The organism is Psychroserpens sp., from assembly GCF_036960315.1.
GTDB lineage: Bacteria > Bacteroidota > Bacteroidia > Flavobacteriales > Flavobacteriaceae > Psychroserpens.
The window spans coordinates 122,282-141,745 of sequence record NZ_JBALVR010000008.1 but is presented as its reverse complement, the minus strand read 5'-3'; the positions used below and the strand labels follow the sequence as shown (position 1 = coordinate 141,745).

At 34.1% G+C, this 19,464-nt stretch carries 17 protein-coding genes; 9 read left to right on the top strand and 8 right to left on the bottom strand.

Annotated elements, in window-relative coordinates:
* Positions 1 to 51: 51 nt before the first annotated feature.
* Positions 52 to 1,428: a dihydrolipoyl dehydrogenase gene (lpdA, locus tag V7719_RS13875; RefSeq protein WP_335730526.1), complete on the bottom strand. Its 1,377-nt coding sequence runs from the start codon at positions 1,426 to 1,428 to the stop codon at positions 52 to 54.
* Positions 1,429 to 1,661: 233 nt separating this feature from the next.
* On the opposite strand from lpdA, the gene V7719_RS13870 reads away from it, so the two are divergent.
* Positions 1,662 to 2,588 (top strand): nuclear transport factor 2 family protein, encoded by a 927-nt coding sequence (locus V7719_RS13870; RefSeq protein ID WP_335730525.1) that lies wholly within the window; start codon positions 1,662 to 1,664, stop codon positions 2,586 to 2,588.
* A 65-nt stretch (positions 2,589 to 2,653) separates the two neighbouring features.
* Here the strand turns inward: V7719_RS13870 and V7719_RS13865 are convergent, their stop codons facing one another.
* Both V7719_RS13865 and msrB read right to left on the bottom strand, forming a co-directional pair.
* Complete coding sequence (locus tag V7719_RS13865) at positions 2,654 to 3,208, bottom strand: DUF1572 family protein (protein WP_335730524.1); 555 nt, start codon at positions 3,206 to 3,208, stop codon at positions 2,654 to 2,656.
* 102 nt (positions 3,209 to 3,310) lie between these two features.
* Positions 3,311 to 3,793, bottom strand: coding sequence for a peptide-methionine (R)-S-oxide reductase MsrB (msrB, locus tag V7719_RS13860; RefSeq protein ID WP_335730523.1), 483 nt, complete (start codon positions 3,791 to 3,793; stop codon positions 3,311 to 3,313).
* 162 nt (positions 3,794 to 3,955) lie between these two features.
* Here msrB and V7719_RS13855 point away from each other — a divergent pair, with 162 nt between their 5' ends.
* From V7719_RS13855 to V7719_RS13825, 7 genes are all read left to right on the top strand, one after another.
* The gene (locus tag V7719_RS13855; protein WP_335730522.1) at positions 3,956 to 5,893 is read left to right on the top strand and encodes an alpha-1,4-glucan--maltose-1-phosphate maltosyltransferase; all 1,938 of its coding nucleotides are present in this window, start codon (positions 3,956 to 3,958) and stop codon (positions 5,891 to 5,893) included.
* Between the two features lies 1 nt (position 5,894).
* On the top strand, positions 5,895 to 7,526 hold the full coding sequence (locus V7719_RS13850) for a maltokinase N-terminal cap-like domain-containing protein (RefSeq protein ID WP_335730521.1): 1,632 nt from the start codon (positions 5,895 to 5,897) through the stop codon (positions 7,524 to 7,526).
* 3 nt (positions 7,527 to 7,529) lie between these two features.
* Positions 7,530 to 9,437, top strand: coding sequence for a 1,4-alpha-glucan branching protein GlgB (gene glgB / locus V7719_RS13845; RefSeq protein ID WP_335730520.1), 1,908 nt, complete (start codon positions 7,530 to 7,532; stop codon positions 9,435 to 9,437).
* A 153-nt stretch (positions 9,438 to 9,590) separates the two neighbouring features.
* Positions 9,591 to 11,999 carry a glycoside hydrolase family 31 protein gene (locus V7719_RS13840; protein WP_335730519.1) on the top strand — a complete coding sequence of 803 codons (2,409 nt, stop codon included), beginning with the start codon at positions 9,591 to 9,593 and terminating at the stop codon, positions 11,997 to 11,999.
* A 104-nt stretch (positions 12,000 to 12,103) separates the two neighbouring features.
* A complete protein-coding gene (locus tag V7719_RS13835) occupies positions 12,104 to 12,934 on the top strand; it encodes a M48 family metallopeptidase (protein ID WP_335730518.1) in 831 nt (276 codons plus the stop codon).
* A gap of 67 nt (positions 12,935 to 13,001) precedes the next feature.
* Positions 13,002 to 14,300 carry an MFS transporter gene (locus V7719_RS13830; RefSeq protein ID WP_335730517.1) on the top strand — a complete coding sequence of 433 codons (1,299 nt, stop codon included), beginning with the start codon at positions 13,002 to 13,004 and terminating at the stop codon, positions 14,298 to 14,300.
* A 36-nt stretch (positions 14,301 to 14,336) separates the two neighbouring features.
* Entirely contained in the window at positions 14,337 to 15,365 is a 1,029-nt protein-coding gene (locus V7719_RS13825) for a hypothetical protein (RefSeq protein WP_335730516.1), read from the top strand.
* A 35-nt stretch (positions 15,366 to 15,400) separates the two neighbouring features.
* Here V7719_RS13825 and V7719_RS13820 read toward each other — a convergent pair whose 3' ends face one another.
* Positions 15,401 to 15,529, bottom strand: a complete 129-nt coding sequence (locus V7719_RS13820; protein WP_335730515.1) for a hypothetical protein — start codon at positions 15,527 to 15,529, stop codon at positions 15,401 to 15,403.
* Positions 15,530 to 15,547: 18 nt separating this feature from the next.
* Here V7719_RS13820 and V7719_RS13815 point away from each other — a divergent pair, with 18 nt between their 5' ends.
* Positions 15,548 to 16,384, top strand: a complete 837-nt coding sequence (locus V7719_RS13815) for a hypothetical protein (RefSeq protein ID WP_335730514.1) — start codon at positions 15,548 to 15,550, stop codon at positions 16,382 to 16,384.
* Between the two features lie 75 nt (positions 16,385 to 16,459).
* Here the strand turns inward: V7719_RS13815 and V7719_RS13810 are convergent, their stop codons facing one another.
* The 4 genes from V7719_RS13810 to V7719_RS13795 are packed head-to-tail and all read right to left on the bottom strand — an operon-like array spanning position 16,460 to position 19,436.
* Complete coding sequence (locus V7719_RS13810; protein WP_335730513.1) at positions 16,460 to 17,182, bottom strand: head GIN domain-containing protein; 723 nt, start codon at positions 17,180 to 17,182, stop codon at positions 16,460 to 16,462.
* A 47-nt stretch (positions 17,183 to 17,229) separates the two neighbouring features.
* Positions 17,230 to 18,318, bottom strand: coding sequence for a hypothetical protein (locus tag V7719_RS13805; protein WP_335730512.1), 1,089 nt, complete (start codon positions 18,316 to 18,318; stop codon positions 17,230 to 17,232).
* Positions 18,302 to 18,862, bottom strand: coding sequence for a hypothetical protein (locus V7719_RS13800; protein ID WP_335730511.1), 561 nt, complete (start codon positions 18,860 to 18,862; stop codon positions 18,302 to 18,304). Before V7719_RS13800 ends, V7719_RS13805 begins: the two co-directional genes overlap by 17 nt.
* 13 nt (positions 18,863 to 18,875) lie before the next feature.
* The gene (locus V7719_RS13795; RefSeq protein ID WP_335730510.1) at positions 18,876 to 19,436 is read right to left on the bottom strand and encodes an RNA polymerase sigma factor; all 561 of its coding nucleotides are present in this window, start codon (positions 19,434 to 19,436) and stop codon (positions 18,876 to 18,878) included.
* Positions 19,437 to 19,464 lie beyond the last annotated feature (28 nt).

Sequence of the window (19,464 nt, the reverse complement as noted above, 5' to 3'; positions counted from 1 at the left end):
AAAAGACGATTCATTTCTGAATCGCCTCTGATTTATATGTTCAATTGTTTTTTATAAATGAATCACTTCATCGTAAGCATCTGCCACAGCTTCCATAACGGCTTCACTCATTGTTGGATGCGGATGGATTGCTTTTAAGACTTCATGACCAGTGGTTTCAAGCTTACGACCTAAAACGGCTTCAGCAATCATATCAGTTACTCCAGCACCAATCATATGGCAACCTAACCATTCGCCATATTTAGCGCCAAAGATCACTTTTACGAACCCGTCTTTATTTCCACTAGCACTTGCTTTTCCAGAAGCTGAGAATGGGAATTTTCCAACTTTAATATCGATACCTTGATCCTTAGCTTGCTTTTCGGTTAAACCAACACTTGCAATTTCAGGAGAACAATAAGTACAACCAGGAACATTTCCGTAGTCTAACGCTTCAACATGTTGTCCAGCAATTTTCTCTACACATAAAATACCTTCAGCAGAGGCAACGTGAGCCAAAGCTTGTCCAGGAGTGACATCTCCAATAGCATAATATCCAGGAATATTAGTTTGATAGTAATCATTGACTAATATTTTATCTCGATCTACAGCAATACCAACATCTTCTAATCCAATGTTTTCAATATTAGATTTAATTCCAACAGCAGATAACACCAAATCAGCTTCTAAAACCACTTCACCTTTTTTAGTTTTTACAGTAGCTTTCACGCCTTTTCCAGACGTATCAACATGAGTCACTTCCGAAGAAGTCATAATTTTAATGCCACTTTTCTTAAACGAACGTTCTAATTGTTTAGACACATCTTCATCTTCAACAGGAACAATAGTTGGTAAATATTCTACGATTGTAACTTCAGTACCCATAGAGTTATAGAAATAAGCAAACTCAACACCAATGGCTCCAGAACCTACAACTATCAATTTCTTTGGTTGCTTTTCTAAAGTCATGGCTTCTCTATAACCAATCACTTTTTTACCATCTTGAGGTAAACTAGGTAACTCGCGAGAACGCGCTCCAGTCGCAATAATGATATGATCTGCGCTATATTCTTTTCCGTCTACTTCAACTTTCTTTCCAGTTTTAAGTGTTCCGAAACCATTAATAACATCAATTTTATTCTTCTTCATCAAAAACTGAACTCCTTTACTCATGCCATCAGCAACACCACGACTACGTTTTACAACAGCATCAAAATCATGACCTGCGTCTTTTACGGTCAGTCCGTAATCTTCTGCATGTTTTAAATATTCAAAAACTTGAGCAGATTTAAGTAATGCTTTAGTTGGGATACAACCCCAATTTAGGCAAACGCCACCTAAGCTTTCTCTTTCTACAATAGCAGTTTTTAAACCTAATTGAGAGGCTCTAATTGCTGTTACGTAGCCTCCAGGACCACTACCAAGTACTATAATATCGTATTTACTCATTGTATATTTTTTTGACATTTTTTGAAGTCACAAATTTACGAAACCAAATTTGAATAATGAATTTACAATCTTAAAAAATTAAGTTGGGTTAGTTTTGATAATAATTGTAAAAAAACCCACAGTAATTATAGGAGCTAGAAGATAATTCATCGCTAAAAATCATTCGTAAAGTGCTGTTTATCAAATAATTTATGTTAAATTAAAGGACTATTAACCAACTAATTCTATTAAAAATGAAAACAAAACTAATTATTGTCACGTTGCTTTTGACAAGCATTATGTATTCCCAAACAAAAAAAAATGGGACTGTTTACAGTGAGCATCCAGCTATTGATGCCGTAGAATCTATGATGAAGGCCTTTTATGCTGGAGACGCAGATAAAGTAGCAACTTATTTAGCCGATGATTTTAAATCTTATCAAGGTACAAGTATCAATAAAAATGCTGAAGGAAGAGATAGAGAATGGTTTTTAGGTGGTCCAAAATGGATAAATGAAAATTGGTCTTATATAAGCCATACAAGATCTCCTAATGCGTATCCAGATGCTATTGAGTATAAGCAGGATGATGAATTGTGGGTGCAAACTTGGGATCACTTCAAGGCTATTGACAATAAAACTGGTGTAAAATATGATATGCCAATACATCGTCTTTATAAAATGACAAGTGATAACAAAATTGAAACTATGCTAATTTATGATAACGATTTACCATGGGCAGAAAGAAGAAGAAGTTTTGTTCCAAGAACAAATGGTACCATCTATAAAAATCATGATTATATTAACACAGTACGATTAATGATGGGAGCTTTAGAGCATAGTGATGTAGATAAAGCGTTTAGCTATTTTACTGAAGATGCGACCTTTACGGATTTAGATATGAAGCGTGACGAATCTCGTACTCTAGCAGAAGAAAAGGAGATGTTTAAAGGTTTGACTACAGGTTGGACTATTAATAGTATTGATGTAAGAGGGTATCCCGATTATTTGGAATATGAGGTAGGTAATAGCAAAGTTGTTCAATCGTGGTGGGATATAAGGATGACCAGAAAATCGGATAATAAAAAAGTGATTTTACCACTTCTATTGATTCACGATTTTAACGATGAAGGGAAAATAACCCAAGAAACGGGTTATTATACGACAAAATCAATGGAATAAAATTGTAAGACTAATTTATGATAAAATGCCTATAATTTTTTATGGGCATTTTTTTATAAGAAAGGTTATAGATCATCCGTAAAATGTCTACGACCTTTTTCTTTATTGAATTTTTCTTGATTATAAGTCACTGATTTTCCTTTGGGAACAGATAAAGATACCCAACCATTTCCTTTTATAAGTTTACCTAAAAATACCAGTTGTCCAATGTGATAGCCGTAGTGTGCGATTTGTCGATTTATAGCTTCAGTTACTGTGTGACCCTGATTTCTAATATAAATGATGCGCTCTAAATCTTCCGAAGTTAATGGTCTAATAGCCTCAAATAAACAGTCCCAACCTTTATCCCAATACTGTTGTATGCCTTCTTTATTATGAAATGTATCTTCAAATTCACTATCGCGATGTCGCCATTCTTTTTCACCATCTTCAGTTAAAAAATTGGTCCACCGACTTAACATATTACCAACAATATGCTTTATAATAATAGCAATAGAGTTGGAGTCTTCCGAAAATTCTTTTTGCAATTCTTTTATAGTTAATTGACTGATGGTTTTATCACCAAGTGATTTGTAGTATTCAAATTGTTTGATGACACTAGGTAAATATGAGTTCTCCATTGTACTTGATTTAGTCAACTAAAAATAGCGATACAAAACCTCAAATACTATGATTTGCCATAGTTAGATTTTATATCGCTATTTGTCTAATTTTATCGTTTATTATTTTTCAGGAACAAACGTTAAAGCAACACCATTAATACAATGACGCTTACCTGTCGTTTGTCGCGGTCCATCATTAAAAACATGTCCAAGATGACCACCACAGGTTGCGCAATGTTCTTCGTCTCTGCTATAACCTAGCTTATTATCTGATCCAAAAGCGACATTACCTTCAATTTCTCTATCAAAACTTGGCCATCCTGTACCCGAATCAAATTTATGCTCGCTTTTAAATAAAGCGGTGTTGCAACCTGCACAATGAAATGTGCCTTTTCTGGATTCTTTATTTAACGAACTCGTAAAGGAGCGTTCTGTTCCAGCTTCTCGCAAAACGTAAAATTGTTCGGCAGTTAATTGTTTCTTCCATTCAGTTTGGGTTTTAGTCACCGGATATACTTTTTTTACTTCAGCTTCTTTTTTTTGTGCTGAAGAATTGCAACTAAAAAATAAAGCAATTGTAAGTATTGTTATGATCTTTTTCATACTATAAAAATAAGGTTTATTTCTGTTTTTTATGTCGGAATAGAAATCTATAACTTACGCAAACGATGTAAATTCACTTATCAGTGTATATTCTTATTATATTAATGAAATTGGCATCTAATTTTATTAATTTCACAATCTAATATACAATTTGCTAACAAAATGCAGAATCAAAACCGTGTAGTTATTGATGCAGTTTCACCTCAAATTAACTGTGGAGAATTTTTTATTAAACGTATTGTAAACGAAATTGTAAATATTGATGCTCATGTACTTGTAGATGGTCACGATGTGATAGCAGCTTCGGTTTTATTTAAGCATGAGAAAGAGCTTAAATGGAGTGAAGCTAGAATGCATCTTGTTGAAAATGATGAATGGAAAGCATCTTTTACTGTTGAAAAACAAGGATTCTATTCTTATAAAGTTCAAGGTTGGGTAGATTATGCATTAAACTGGCAACATGGTATTGAGCGTAAAATTGATGATAACCAACATGTGAAATCAGAGCTTTTGGAGGGCGTCTCGCTCTTAAAACCTTTGCTAAATAAAGCAACTAAAGAAGAAAAGGCATTTCTAGAGAATTGTATGGATAGGTTTAAAGATGAATCAAAATATGATGCTGCCGTTAGTGATGCAAAGAGTGAAGAACTACATCATATTTTTGTCAAATATCCTGAAAAGCATTTAGCCAACGAAACGAAAGAATTTCAGGTTTATGTAGATAGAAAGGAAGCTAGGTTTAGTACCTGGTATGAATTCTTTCCTCGTTCTGCTTCCGAAGTTGAAGGGCAACATGGAACATTCAAAGACTGTGAGCGCTTATTGCCTAGAGTTGCTCAAATGGGATTTGACACCTTATATTTCCCGCCTATTCATCCCATTGGAGAAGTGAACCGAAAAGGAAAAAATAATACAACTGAAGCTAAAGATGGCGATGTTGGTTCGGCTTGGGGAATTGGTTCTAAACATGGAGGACATAAAGATATACATCCAGAATTGGGTTCATTGAAAGACTTCAAAAATCTTATTAAAAAAGCAAAAGATCTCAATATTGAAATCGCAATGGATTATGCATTGCAAGCGGCTCCTGATCATCCTTGGGTAACGTCAAATCCAGATTGGTTTAAATGGCGACCAGACGGAACTGTTCAGTATGCTGAAAACCCACCAAAAAAATACCAAGATATTCTACCAATTTATTGGGAAAGCAAAGACTATAAAAACCTTTGGCAAGAATGCTTAGAGGCTATGTTATTTTGGATAGACTGTGGAGTTCATGTATTTCGAGTAGATAATCCGCATACAAAACCCTACTATTTCTGGAATTGGCTCATTTCCGAAGTGAAACAAAAACATCCTGATGTGCTGTTTTTGGCAGAAGCTTTTACAAAACCGAAAGTGATGCAACGTTTAGCAAAAGAAGGATATACCCAATCTTATACCTACTTTACGTGGAGAGACAATAAGCACGAACTCATAGAATATATGAACGAGTTGACGCAAACCGAGATGCGTGAATATATGCAACCTAATTTCTGGCCTAATACACCAGATATTAATCCGTTTCATCTTCAAGGTGCAAACGAATCTAAGTATCTTCAAAGGTATGCACTAGCTGCAACTTTGAGTTCTAGTATTGGAATCTACGGACCAGTATTCGAGCAAATGATGAGCGATGCTATTCCTGGTAAGGAAGAATATTATATGTCTGAGAAGTTTCAGTTAAAACATTACGATTGGTTTAAGGAGAATAAATTAACCTTGCTAATTTCAAAAATAAATGCGCTTCGTCATCAAAATGAAGCGTTGCAGCAAACCAATAATATTAAGTTTTGCTATGTTGAAAATGATAATTTGTTGGCATTCTATAAATGGAATGAAGACCGAACAAATGAGTTGCTAATTATTATCAGCCTTGATCAATATTATGCGCAACAAGGTAATGTGCAATTACCACTAGAAAATATGGGTATTCATCATGGACAACAATTTAGCGTTGAGGATTTAATTACAGGAAGTAGTTATAATTGGAATAGTGAATGGAATTTTGTGGAGTTGCATCCAACGCTTCCTTTTCATATATTTAAGATAAATAAGTAAAATGGCTAAAAAAAACACCAAACCAACAACATTGCAGCCGCCCTATAATTTTAATAATTCGTGGGAAGAGCTTCTTGAAAACAAAGAGTTCATCAAGGTGTTCTTATCAGATGTATTAGAAGATTATATTCTTAAACAGCGTTGGTATGGTGGAAAAGCGAGTAAACTTAAGTACATCGAACTTGCTGAGTATTTTAGAATCCAACAGCATGGAGAAGTATATTACGGATTAATTCTCGAAGTTAATTTTACCGAAGCTTTTTATCAACATTATTTTTTACCTATCGCTTTTGTTTCTGATGAAAATTTTGCTCAAGACGATAGAATTTTACCAATAAGTATTCAAAATCAAGAAGGCTTTATTATAGATGCAATAAACCTTGAAGCTTTTAGAAAAGTTGTTTTTGAACGGATTCTTACCGCTTTACCAAAAGATAAAACACGCGTACGCTATCACAAAAGTGAACTCTTTAAGGATTGTCAATACGAGTCGTCTCGATATATGGGAATGGAGCAAAGCAATACATCAATTGTTTACAATGAAAAGTATGTGTTGAAATTTTTCAGACGTATCTATGCCGATCGCAATCCTGATTATGAAATGAGTCGTTTCTTATCTGAAAAAAAAGACTTCAAAAACACACCAGCTTATTTAGGAAGTATTCAAATTAAAGATCACGATAACACCAATATTACTATTGGTTTAATGCAGCAAATGGTCGAAAATCAAGGTGATGCCTGGGCGTATATGCTCACCGAGTTTCATAAGGTATTTTCTAATCTTGAATATAAGAAGATAAACATATCTAATCTTCCTAGAACTGAAGAATTTGGCCGTTTACAAATCACCGATGTACCACCAGAAATTATTGATTGGGTTGGCCTCAATGTATTTACCAAGATTCAAAAATTGGCTCAGCGTACAGCTGAAATGCATATTGCTTTAGGAAGTGAGTTTGAAGACACAGCATTTACACCAACACATTTTAATGGCGATTATACGGTTTGGCTCAAAAACAGATTGCTTTATCAATTTCAAAATAGATTAAATACGATTGAAAATAGCTTGCATAAGTTAGACGGATTGGCTTTAGAATTAGCCAATGAATTCCTTGATAAAAAGAACGTTATTAGAAAACGCTTTGTCGATTTTGATTGGACCAAATTAAAAGGGGAACGCATTCGTGTTCATGGCGATTATCATTTGGGTCAAGTATTAGTTAAAGATGATGACTTTTACATTTTAGATTTTGAAGGGGAGCCAGAAAGCACGATTCGTGACCGAAAAGTAAAACAACCACCTTTGAAAGATGTTGCAGGATTATTTAGATCATTCCACTATGCCATTTATGCAACGATTTTCAATAATATTGAGTCGTATAAGCATGAGCAACATGAGCTTTTCGAAGCTGGGGAAGTTTTATATCAATATCTAAAAGGGGTCTTTTTAGGCACTTATATAGTTGAAATACAAGACGCAAATTTAAATATAGGATATCATCAAGAGCGTATTTTTTTACTGAAATACGCCATGCTAGAAAAAGCAGTCTACGAATTAGGCTACGAACTAAATTCTCGTCCAAAATGGGCAGTGATTCCGTTAAAAGGAATTTCAAATATTATTAATAATTAATTTATGGCAGAAGTAATTGCACACAGTCTTTTTACGGATTTTGATATTGACCTTTTTAAATCTGGAAAGCATTATAAGCTTTATGAAAAAATGGGTTCTCATATCATGACCTTAGATGGTGTAGAAGGAACATATTTTGCTGTTTGGGCGCCAAGTGCAAAAACGGTTTCAGTGATTGGTGAATTTAATTACTGGATTGAAGGAGAGCACAAACTTAGTGTGCGTTGGGACGAAAGTGGAATCTGGGAAGGTTTTATTCCTGGAGTGGCTAAAGGCAGTACCTATAAGTACAAAATACAGAGTCATAATAATGATATAAAAACGGAAAAAGCAGATCCATATGCGCGTCGTTGCGAGCATCCACCAAAGACAGCATCCATTGTTTGGGATGAACCTTACAAATGGAACGACAGTAAATGGATGAAAAAGCGTAAAAAACATAATGCTTTAAATGCTCCATATTCGGTGTATGAAGTACATTTAGGGTCTTGGAAACGTAAACTCAAAGACAATCGTTTTTTAACATATGAAGAATTAGCTACAGATTTAGTTAATTATGTAAAAGACATGAACTTTACACACGTAGAGCTCATGCCAATCATGGAGTTTCCATACGATCCAAGTTGGGGTTATCAGCTCACAGGTTATTTTGCACCAACATCTCGATTTGGAAATCCGGAAGAATTTAAATTATTAGTAGATAAGCTACATCAAAATGATATCGGACTTATCTTAGATTGGGTTCCGTCTCATTTTCCAGAAGATGCTCACGGACTTGGATTCTTTGATGGCTCAAGTTTATATGAACATCCAGACAAGCGAAAAGGCTATCATCCAGATTGGAAGAGTCTTATTTTTAACTACGGAAGGAATGAAGTCAAGTCTTTCTTAATTAGTAATGCTATTTTCTGGTTAGAGCAATATCATGCAGACGGATTGCGCGTTGATGCTGTTGCGTCGATGTTGTTTTTAGATTACAGTAGAGACGAAGGTGAATGGGAACCAAATATGTTTGGCGGACGAGAAAACCTAGAAGCGATGTCCTTTCTTAGAGAAATGAATGAGGCTGTTTACAGTATGTTCCCAGATGTACAAACAATAGCCGAAGAATCTACATCATTTCCAATGGTATCTAAACCAACATTTTTAGGTGGCTTAGGTTTTGGTATGAAATGGATGATGGGTTGGATGCATGATACCTTACAGTATTTTGCTAAAGAACCCATTTATAGAAAACACCATCAAAACGATTTGACGTTTTCAATGACTTATGCCTTTACTGAGAATTTCATGTTGCCATTAAGTCATGACGAAGTCGTCTATGGTAAACATTCTATTTTAGGTAGAATGCCAGGGGATGAGTGGCAACGTTTTGCAAACTTACGTTTGCTATATAGCTATATGTTTACGCATCCTGGAACCAATTTCTTGTTTCAAGGTTGTGAGTTTGGTCAAAGTGAAGAATGGAATTTTCAGCAAAGTCTAGATTGGCATTTATTAGAAAATGATACACATAAAGGTGTTCAACAACTACTGAAAGATTTAAACCAATTATACAAAACTGAACCAGCGTTGCATGAAAAACAATTTTCTGCAGAAGGTTTTGAGTGGATAGATTATAACGATTCTGAAAATTCTGTGCTGGTTTATATCAGAAAAGGTGAGAAGCCTAAAGATGATTTAGTCATTGCGTGTAATATGACTCCAGTTCCTAAGGAAAATTACCGTATTGGACTTCCGAAGGACGGGAAATTGAAAGAAGTATTTAATAGTAACAAGAAAAAATATTTTGGAAGTGGTGATTTTAAAAACAAGCCATTAACTTCAAAGAAAAAAGCTTGGCAATTTAGAGATGATTCTGTAGAAATTACGGTTCCGCCTTTAGGAATGGTTGCTTTTAAATATATATAAAGTCTTAAAAAATCTAATTCTTTTTTTCGATATTTGAAATATTAATTCCCGAAATCGTTGTAGTTGATAATTCGTTATAATTACTAATTACATTACTTTTTTACGTCCTCTTTTTTCCGTTTTTTTACGTGCATACTACAAATAATTAGTTTTATGATTGTAAATACAGAATTAGAAAATAAAGGGAATGTTTTCCCATCCAAAATAGTAGACTTTAAAAAGGATGTCGATACACTTTATTTTACTACCGATAATGAGGTGATTTTACAGTTAACTGTTGTAAGAGATAGTGTCTTGCGCTTTAGATATACCACAACTGGAAAGTTTGATAACGATTTTTCTTATGCCATTACCAAATACGCAAGTAGAGGTTATAATAAATTAGAGATCGAAGATTTAAAGACGCATTATATAATCACAACGTCAAAGCTTATTTGTCATATTTCAAGAGAGAACTTAGGGGTGAAAATCTATGATGCTATTGATAATGTTTTAATTAGCGAAGATGAAAGTGGTTTTCACTGGGAAGAAAGTTATCAGTATGGCGGAAACATCGTTAAAATGAGTAAAATCTCTAACGATGGAGAAAGTTACTACGGTCTTGGAGACAAACCTAGCCACTTGAACTTGAAAGGTAAACGATTTGAAAATTGGGTGACCGATTCTTATGCCTACGGAAAAGATACAGATCCTATCTATAAGTCTATACCATTTTATACAGGAATACATCACAAAAAGGCATATGGCGTTTTCTTTGACAACTCTTTTCGCTCATTCTTTGATTTTGCACATGAACGTCGTAATGTAACGAGTTTTTGGGCTCAAGGAGGAGAGATGAATTACTACTTTATTTATGGTCCCAAAATGACCGAAGTTGTAGAAAGTTATACAGACTTGACTGGAAAGCCACATGTATTACCACCACTTTGGGCTTTAGGGTTTCACCAATGTAAATGGAGTTATTATCCTGAGAAAAAAGTTAAAGAAATCACCTCAAAATTTAGAGATTTAAAAATACCATGTGATGCTATCTATTTGGATATCGACTATATGGAAGGGTTTAGATGTTTTACTTGGAATAAAGAGTATTTTCCCGATCCTAAGCGAATGGTTAAAGAATTGGCGGACGATGGTTTTAAAACGGTTGCCATCATTGATCCAGGAATTAAAATAGATAAAGACTATTCGGTTTTTAAAGAAGCACTAGAAAAAGACTATTTCTGCAAGAGAGCAGATGGTCCATATATGAAAGGAAAAGTTTGGCCTGGTGAATGTTATTTCCCAGATTATACAAATCCAGAAGTTAGGGATTGGTGGTCAGGATTATTCAAAGAATTGATTGAAGATATTGGTGTTAAGGGGGTTTGGAATGATATGAACGAACCCGCAGTAATGGAAGTGCCTAATAAAACATTTCCAGATGATGTACGTCATGATTATGATGGTAATCCTTGTAGTCATAGAAAAGCGCATAATGTCTACGGAATGCAAATGGCAAGAGCTACCTACCAAGGCCTTAAAAAGTTTGCTTATCCGAAACGACCATTTGTAATTACGAGATCTGCATATTCAGGTACACAACGTTATTCATCTACATGGACAGGTGATAATGTTGCTACATGGGAGCATTTATGGATTGCTAACGTCCAAGCACAACGGATGGCTATGTCAGGATTTAGTTTTGCAGGAAGTGATATTGGCGGATTTGCAGAACAACCGCAAGGCGAACTATTTACACGTTGGATTCAATTAGGAATCTTTCATCCGTTTTTTAGAGTACATTCTTCTGGAGATCATGGAGACCAAGAGCCGTGGGCATTTGGGAAAGATATTACAGATATCGTAAGAAAGTTTATTGAAATTAGATATCAACTATTGCCTTATTTGTATACCGCCTTTTGGAGGTATGTGGAAGATGGAACACCATTATTAAAATCTCTTGTCCTTTACGATCAAGAGGATGTACAAACACATTATAGAACAGATGAATTTGTCTTTGGTAATCAAATCCTAGCGTGTCCAATCCTAGAACAGAATGCTAAAGGAAGACGTATGTATATTCCTAAAGGAAACTGGTATGGTTTCTGGTCAGATGAAATTGTAAAAGGTGGACGAGAATTGTGGGTAGATGCAGATTTAGACAGTATGCCAATCTTTATAAAAGAAGGCGCAATCATTCCTAAATATCCAATACAGCAATATGTAGGCGAGAAAAAAATAGAGACTGTTGTTCTAGATGTCTATTATAAAAAAGGAAAAGAAAAATCTGAATTGTTTGATGATGCTCATGATGGTTACGATTACACCAAAGGACGTTACAGTTTAAGAACATTTAAACTAACTGGTAAATCTAACGAACTAATCATTCAGCAACATAAAGAAGGAAAGTTCAATGCAGAGTATGATACATTTGAATTGAGAATTCATGGATTACCTTTTACTATTTCTGAAATCCAAGTAGATAACGTTATTATTCCATTAGAGCATATTGAAACCAATGGTATTTCTACAATGACAATCAATAAAGAATTTTCAGAATTGCATTTAATAGGAACAGTGTAACTGGAATTAATTTTGTTATATATGTGACATAATTAGAATAGATTGTGTCAAAGTTAAAAGAATCATTTTGTAAATTTAGCTTACACAATTTAAAACCATTGATTATGAATATTAAAAATAAAATAGTAGCCATTGGTGCTCTTGCACTTTTTTTATCATGTGCTACAAATCCCTTTACAGGAAAGAAGACTTTGGCATTAGTGTCAAACTCACAATTATTTCCTACTGCATTTGCTCAATATGACCAGTTTTTAACTGAAAATAATGTCATTACAGGTACTGCAGATTCAGAAATGATCAAACGAGTAGGACAGCGTATTGCTGTAGCTGCTGAACGTTGGTTGGATGCTAATGGTCACCAAGGATACTTGAAAGATTATAAGTGGGAATACAATTTGGTTAATGATAAAACAGTTAATGCTTGGTGTATGCCTGGAGGTAAGATTGTTTTTTACACAGGAATTTTACCAATTGCTCAAAACGAAACAGGTGTCGCAGCAATTATGGGACACGAAGTTGCACACGCCTTGGCTAATCATGGTCAGCAACGTATGAGTGCTGGTATGCTGCAACAAATAGGAGCAGTTGCAGGAAATGTAGCTATTAAAGATGAGCAAACACGAGGGATTTTTAATCAAGCATACGGAATTGGAAGTAATGTAGGTGTTATGCTACCTTTTAGCAGAAGTCATGAAACACAGTCGGATGAGATTGGTCTTTATTTGATGGCTATTGCTGGCTATAACCCTGACGAGGCTTCAGAATTATGGAAACGTATGAAAGCGAATAGTGGAGGAGAAGCACCACCAGAATTCTTAAGTACACATCCTTCTAACGATACCAGAATTAATAATTTACAACAATGGGCTCCTAAAGCAAAAGCTGAAGCCAATAAGTTTGGTGTTGATTCATTTAGACCTTTAGGTAACTTTTAATTGTAAAGATTAAAAATTATAGTACTTTAGACGCTGCCCAATCAAGGGCAGCTTTTTTTTTAAAACTATGGCACACCTAGAAAAAGGTAGTAAAAAACTCATCAATGCTTGGGCATTTTATGATTGGGCGAATTCTGTTTACACCTTGACGATTGCATCTTCAATATTTCCTATATTTTATTCTGCGCTGTTTATTGACCAATTAGAAAGAACAGTTCCTGCCTTCGGAATGGTCTTTAAAAGCACAGCTTTAATTACATATGTTACAGCATTCACATTTTTAGTGGTTTCATTTACATCGCCAATCCTCTCAGGTATTGCAGATTATGTTGGAAACAAAAAGAATTTTATGAAATTCTTTTGCTATATAGGTGGAGCTGGTTGTATTGGTTTGTACTGGTTTAGTCTTGATAATATACATCTTAGTCTTCTGTTTTATTTTATGGGCTTGATTGGCTATTGGGGAAGTTTGGTATTCTATAATTCATATTTGCCAGATATTGCGTTTCCAGAACAGCAAGATAGTATAAGTGCTAAAGGGTTTTCAATGGGTTATATTGGTAGTGTTTTATTACTATTATTAAACCTCTTTATGGTGATGAGCCAAGAAACAGGCGAAGAGAAACTACAAATGATGCGTTATTCATTTGTGACTGTTGGTATTTGGTGGATTGTATTTAGTCAATATACATTTTATGTGCTTCCTAAGGGAGTTTCTAACGGACACAAAGTCACTAAAGCTGTTGTCTTTAATGGATTGAAAGAGTTAAAATTGGTATGGCATCAATTGAAACAGAATTTACGACTAAAACGTTACCTCACGGCATTTTTTGTGTTTAGTATGGCAGTCCAAACGATTATGCTGGTAGCCGTTTATTTTGGTGAAGAAGAAATAAGTTGGAGTGATGATGATGCAAAAACTCAAGGGTTAATAGTAAGTATTTTAGTGATTCAACTGGTTGCAATATTAGGAGCGGTATTAACGTCTCGTGCATCTTCTAAATTTGGAAATATTAAAACACTCATTGTCGTTAACTTTATATGGATGTTGCTTTGTGTTTATGCCTATTTCATGAAAACACCAATTCAATTCTATATTGCTGCAACATGTGTAGGATTGGTAATGGGAGGAATTCAGTCATTAGCTAGATCTACCTATTCTAAGTTTTTGCCAGATACAGAAGACACCACATCTTACTTTAGCTTTTTTGATGTTGCTGAAAAAATCGGAATTGTTATAGGCATGGTCATTTTTGCTACTATAGATCAAATTACCGGCAGTATGAGAAATGCAATATTGTTTCTTTTTATTTTCTTTTTGGTTGGCATCGTTTTATTATATCGAGTTCCTAAGGAAAATAAATAAATTAGTATGTTTGTACAAACCCAATATCAATTTATTATGAAAAAAATATTTACACTTTTAATGTGTACTGCCGTTTTAACTTTTGTGTCATGTGAAGATGAACCTTTAGAAGGTGATTTTTTAACAGGAGGAACCACTTGTGAAGAAGCTATATTAAATACAACACAAGCTGCCTTGAGTTTTTTAGGCGTTAATGACGATAATTACACACAATTATGTACCGCATATCGAAATGCATTAGAAGCACAAATACAAGCATGTGGTGATGAAGATGGAACTTTACAGGCAGCTGTAACTGCATTAGGAGATTGTAGTAACAATGTTGCAAATGATTGTGATACTGCTACCGAAGCAGTTGAAGTAGCTCAAGCAGCTTTTGCTGATGCTACTGCTGATAATTATACAATTTTATGTAATGCTTACAAAACAACACTTGAAAATCAAATCCTACAATGTGGTGATGATGATGGAAGTATTCAATCGACTATTGATGATTTAGGTGATTGTGTATTTGTGAATACACCACTTTATGAAATAGGAGATATTGGTCCAGCTGGAGGGTTTGTATTCTATGTAGCTCCAAATGGAGGAGGAATGGAAGTAGCACCGATTTCAACTCAATTTCAAACCCAATGGGGTTGTTATAGCACAGATATTAATGGAACTCAAAGTGCATTTGGAACAGGGATTAATAATTCTGAATTAATTTTGCAATATCATATGGATATTGATTTTTATAATAACCCAGAGCAATGTCAAGCTGTAGATCCTATATCAGGAATTCTTGTACAAAGTACTGGAGATGTAGCTGCTAAGCATTGTGACGATTTTGTGTTTAATGGATTCAATGATTGGTATCTTCCTTCAGTTGATGAATTGCACCTTGCATATACAAATTTATTTGCAGCAGGATTAGGAGATTTCGATACTGTATTTTTAGCGAGTTCTACACAAGAACCTGAAGATCATTGGAAATTTTTAATTGTAGATTTCGATGATAATGGTGCTATTTGGGGAGATCCTAAAAGTGATTTGGTATACTACAGAGCAATTAGATCATTTTAATAAGTACATTTTATTTTGATTGATAAAATTACGTTTTAGTTTTCTATACTTTCAGATCCTGTTACTCTTGCTTTAAATGTTCCGTTGCAAACAACTTCAGCATCTCCCGAACCCGTTACAGATACATCTGTATTTGGCGATTTTAAATTAGTATGTTTGTACAAACCCAATTCCAATTTGTTATGAAAAAAATATTTACACTTTTAATGTGTACAGTAGTCTTAGCCTTTGTCTCATGTGATGATGAACCTTTAGAGGGTGATTTCGTTACAGGCGGAACGACTTGTGAAGAAGCTACAATAAATACGGCACAAGCTGCCTTGAATTTTTTAGGCGTTAATGATGATAATTTCGGACAAATATGTGCTGCATACCGAAATGCTTTAGAAGCGCAAATACAAGCATGTGGTGATGAAGATGGTACTTTGCAAGCTGCTGTTGATGCGCTTGGAGATTGTAGTAATAATGTGCTTGATGATTGTGATTCAGCTACTGAAGCTGTTAATATTGCTCAAACAGCTTTTGAAAATGCTTCTGCAGATGATTACACAAATTTATGTAATGCTTACAAAGCAACTCTTGAAAACCAAATACTACAATGTGGAGATGACGATGGAAGTATTCAATCTGCTATAGATGATTTGGGTGATTGTACTCAAGCGACTCCAGAAGTTGAAATTAGTTTAACTGCTGGGACTTTGCCAATAGAATTTGATATTGTTGAGGTTGTTGTCAATGGTGATTTATTAGTAGTGACTGGACAAACTTCAGCTGCTAATGATTATATGATTTATTTTGAGATTGACCAAGGTCAAACAGGCGTTGATGTGATTAATAGCTCGTATGCGCTTACACTTACGTCAGTATTTTTTCCTTCAACCCAAGGTTTTGATGACTTCACTTCTAATATAACAGTGAACACAGATGGAACTTTAACAGGAACATTTGGAGGTGTTGTAACTAATGCTGATGGAGGCGATTTAAATTTGTCTGGTGGTTCGATTAATATTACCTATTAGAAGAAATAAAATATAATAGAAAAGCCACTAACAAATAGTTAGTGGCTTTTTTTATTTTGATCGATGAAATTACCTTTAGTTTTCTATACTTCCAGAGCCTGATACTTTAGTATCTTTTTTTTCTGGATTCCCTCTATATTCTATATCTCCAGAACCTGTAACTCTAGCTTTTAAATCTCCTGTACAAAGGACTTCAGCATCACCTGATCCCGTAATAGATACATCTGTATTTGTTGATTTTAAATCAAATCCGTGGAAATCTCCCGAACCAGTAACTCCAGCTCTTAAATTGCTTGTAGATCCTTTCAAAGTTAAATCTCCAGATCCTGTTACTTTACCAGATACATTTTTGGTTTGAACATCTAAGATAATATCACCAGAACCAGATAAAGAGACTTCTAGGTCGTTAGATGTGATTCTATCTTTGTTCCATAAGTCACCAGATCCAGCTAAAGCAACTTTATCAATGTCTTTAAATGGAATAGTCACTTTTATGGTTTTATTATGACTAGGATCTAAATTTTTACCTTTTTCAGTTTTAATAATTAGTTTTCCGTTTTTTACTTCGGTAACAACATGTTGTAATAGGTTTGATTCACCTTCTAATGTGATTTTACCTTCAGTTCCTGCTACAAGAACGTAGTCAAAACTTCCTGCACAGCTAATAGCATCATAATCTGAAGTTGTTCTAGATTCTGTTGTCATTTTTCCATTACCTTTTACTTTCTTTTTTTCCCATTGTGCTTGAGAGAATGTGAAACTTAGTAAAGCTGCGATTAATAGTATTGTATTTTTCATTTTTTTAGTTTTATAATTTTGGTTTGTTGTTTTATTATTTTGTTGTTTTAGTTTCTTTTAAATGTGACGCTACCATATTCTGATTTTATTTTAATTAGGTTTCCGCTGTTAGAATTCCCATGGTAACCTTGATAATACTTATCTGTTGATTCGACGCGTTTTTTTGTGAATTCAAACTCATCGGCATTACGTAAAGACGCATATTCTAAATCGATATCAAAATTGAAGTTATAGCTAGGATCGTAACCTATAGTGATGCCGTTGTAGTCAGATTCAATTTCTATATTGCCAGCATTTGCTGCCATTTTTTCAATTTTAATTGATCCATAATCAGCTTTTACACTAACATTTTTATAGATGGTTCCCAATCTTAAAGTCAAATTATCACCATTACCCGTCACATTGTTTGCGTTGTTTATTTTTAGTGATCCGTAATCACAATTGTAGTTAATGTCTTCGGTAATTTCAATTTCAGATTTTGTATAATCTGCATTAATATCTAGGGTTTTTGCTTTTCCAATGGTGTATCCACTATAATCAGCGTTTATTTTTCCGCTTTTTATGTATTCAAAGTAACAGTTATTACTGTAATCAAATGAAAGTGAGTTATTATCAGCCATCAACTCTTTAGTTGTTATTTGTCCGTAATCACAATTAATCTTTGCACGTCCTTCTAATTTATCTAAATCAATACTTCCGTAGTTATTATTTAAATCGACATTATTGGTAATTGGTATTTTAATAATGTAAAGGATTTCCATATTTACATTATTTTTTTTTCCCCAACTCCACCAAGATTTGGATTTGTTTTTATTGAAAAGGGTCTTTGCAGAAACCATAGAAGACGATGCATTAAATTCTACGCTGATATCATCTAGTTTTTTCTGAACTTTTTCAAGGTCATCTCCACTAGTTTTAATCTTTATTTCGAATGTAATGGTAGAACCTTCATAAGTAGTAATATTGATTTCTCCATAGCTGTTGTCAACTTTTAAAGTCGCATCAGCACTCACACTAAACTCTTTCTTAATGGTTTTTTCTTTAGTGTGTTTTCCGTTCCATTTGTCATTTGTATTTGCCAAGGATATTGCAGGGATTAATACAAAAGCAAATAATAGTTTATATAATGTTTTCATTTTGGTTTAGTTTAAAATTTTTGACTTCTTCAATATGTTCTAAAACGGTTTTTAGTACGTCAATTCGGTTTTGAAAGTTGGTAATCATAGCGTAGATAACACGCTTATCATTTCCGCTTTCGTTTAAATCTATTTTTAATGTTTCGTATTCTTTTTCTAAAACTGATAATTGCCGCATAGCATGGTATATCATGTCTTCAGTTTCTGGAGTACGTTCTGTTTCAAGAGTTGCTAATTCTTGTTCAATTGCCGTTGTAAAAAAGGATTGTGTTTGAGATAATTCTGGAGATACACTCGCTAAATCCATTAATTCTGGCTCTTGTTGTTGCATTATAGTAAATACACTAAAGCATAATACAATTGATGCAGCTACCGCTAAAAACGGTTTCCAATAATTGGTTTTTTTAGGTTGACTGTTAACAACAGGATGATTTTGTTGTTTAAGTTTTTCTAAAAATCTATTCTTATGCCCAAGATTTGGCATTTCGGTATCGAAATCACCTTCTAAGGTTTTGAATAAGTTGTCTATAGTATTTTTATTCATAATACTTGTTTATTTAATATTCTGCTAATGGCTGTAGTTTTTGTCTCAAACTATCTTTAGCGCGAGAGATCATGGTTCTACAATTTCCTGATGAAATATTCATAATCTCACAAATTTCATCATAATCATAACCGTCAATTAGATGGAGTGTTAATCCCATTCTGTAATTATCTTTAAGCGACTTCATAGTCTCCAGAACTTGTTTCGCTTTAAGATTATTAAACTCGTAATCTTCGGTTATTCCAGAGCTGTCTTCAACTTTATACATCACATCATCTAAAGGTACATCTTGATATTTACTGCTTTTTTTGTAATGATGTATGCTGTTATTTATGACAATTCGTTTTAACCATGAACCAAATGTTTTAATCTCTTTAAGACTATCCAACTTTGTGAAAGCGGTTAAAAATGAATCTTGCAGGATGTCTTCAGCCTCAAAACTGTCTTTTACAATTCTGTGTGCTATGTTATACATCGCTTTGTAATATCTATTGTAGACTTCCATTTGCGCTTGCTGGTTGCCTGATTTACAAAGCCGCAATAACTGCTCTATATTTTGGTTGGTTAGTGTCAAAAAACAAATGCTTTATTATAGAGATGAC

Bases quoted from the DNA above. Each gene is read 5' to 3' on its own strand.
- msrB (WP_335730523.1), bottom strand. From the start codon at position 3,793: ATGAAAAAGATCATAACAATACTTACAATTGCTTTATTTTTTAGTTGC.
- V7719_RS13850 (WP_335730521.1), top strand. From the start codon at position 5,895: ATGGCTAAAAAAAACACCAAACCAACAACATTGCAGCCGCCCTATAAT.
- V7719_RS13870 (WP_335730525.1), top strand. From the start codon at position 1,662: ATGAAAACAAAACTAATTATTGTCACGTTGCTTTTGACAAGCATTATG.
- V7719_RS13825 (WP_335730516.1), top strand. From the start codon at position 14,337: ATGAAAAAAATATTTACACTTTTAATGTGTACTGCCGTTTTAACTTTT.
- V7719_RS13840 (WP_335730519.1), top strand. From the start codon at position 9,591: ATGATTGTAAATACAGAATTAGAAAATAAAGGGAATGTTTTCCCATCC.
- glgB (WP_335730520.1), top strand. From the start codon at position 7,530: ATGGCAGAAGTAATTGCACACAGTCTTTTTACGGATTTTGATATTGAC.
- V7719_RS13835 (WP_335730518.1), top strand. From the start codon at position 12,104: ATGAATATTAAAAATAAAATAGTAGCCATTGGTGCTCTTGCACTTTTT.
- V7719_RS13810 (WP_335730513.1), bottom strand. From the start codon at position 17,182: ATGAAAAATACAATACTATTAATCGCAGCTTTACTAAGTTTCACATTC.
- V7719_RS13865 (WP_335730524.1), bottom strand. From the start codon at position 3,208: ATGGAGAACTCATATTTACCTAGTGTCATCAAACAATTTGAATACTAC.
- V7719_RS13830 (WP_335730517.1), top strand. From the start codon at position 13,002: ATGGCACACCTAGAAAAAGGTAGTAAAAAACTCATCAATGCTTGGGCA.
- V7719_RS13805 (WP_335730512.1), bottom strand. From the start codon at position 18,318: ATGAAAACATTATATAAACTATTATTTGCTTTTGTATTAATCCCTGCA.
- V7719_RS13855 (WP_335730522.1), top strand. From the start codon at position 3,956: ATGCAGAATCAAAACCGTGTAGTTATTGATGCAGTTTCACCTCAAATT.
- lpdA (WP_335730526.1), bottom strand. From the start codon at position 1,428: ATGAGTAAATACGATATTATAGTACTTGGTAGTGGTCCTGGAGGCTAC.
- V7719_RS13815 (WP_335730514.1), top strand. From the start codon at position 15,548: ATGAAAAAAATATTTACACTTTTAATGTGTACAGTAGTCTTAGCCTTT.
- V7719_RS13800 (WP_335730511.1), bottom strand. From the start codon at position 18,862: ATGAATAAAAATACTATAGACAACTTATTCAAAACCTTAGAAGGTGAT.